Origin of the sequence: Wolbachia endosymbiont of Drosophila bocki (genome assembly GCF_028982005.1) — a bacterium.
Lineage (GTDB): Bacteria > Pseudomonadota > Alphaproteobacteria > Rickettsiales > Anaplasmataceae > Wolbachia > Wolbachia pipientis.
The window spans coordinates 1-578 of sequence record NZ_JAPQLG010000108.1 but is presented as its reverse complement, the minus strand read 5'-3'; the positions used below and the strand labels follow the sequence as shown (position 1 = coordinate 578).

At 43.1% G+C, this 578-nt stretch carries 1 protein-coding gene; it reads left to right on the top strand.

Annotated features, from left to right (window positions below):
* Positions 1-50 precede the first annotated feature (50 nt).
* Entirely contained in the window at positions 51-233 is a 183-nt protein-coding gene (locus OZD61_RS02325; protein ID WP_274979703.1) for a hypothetical protein, read from the top strand.
* Positions 234-578: the final 345 nt, after the last annotated feature.

The following is a 578-nucleotide window of genomic DNA, read 5'->3' as shown; positions in this document are numbered from 1 at the left end:
TTTGAGATAGTTACATGAATTTACCATAAATCACCATCTCATAAAGTGTGATGCAACAAAGCCATTCCAGTGTCAAGCACTGGAATGAAAGCAGTCCTACGTCATGCCGCGATTCATTCGCGGTATCTCTAGATCCCGCTAACAAGCAGCGGGATGACGGTTGTCAGGGTGTCATCCCACTACCTTCTCCTGTCATCCCAGTGCCTCCCTCCCCTGTCATCCAAGTAGCTTGACACTTGTATCTTTATGATGTGAGGCATTAGAGCTAAAATACCTCACAGGGAGGGTGAAGCTGATGCAACGCTAATGCCATTAAGGCCGAATCCCAGATTTTGCTTCCCTCCCATAGAGTTATAGCTCTTCTCATAATAATCCCAATAAGGTAAGAATGGATTTATGGTAGAGGGGTTTGTATGCCAGCAGCGTATAGTTACGACTTAAGGAAAAAAGCAATGGAAGCAATGGAAGCATTGGATGAAGGAGAAAGTAGAGCAACTGTTGCCAAGTAACCTTACCCAGAAAAAGTGGAGAGAAAGAAAAGAGTTTTTTTGGGTAAAATAAAATTTTGGAGGATTAGA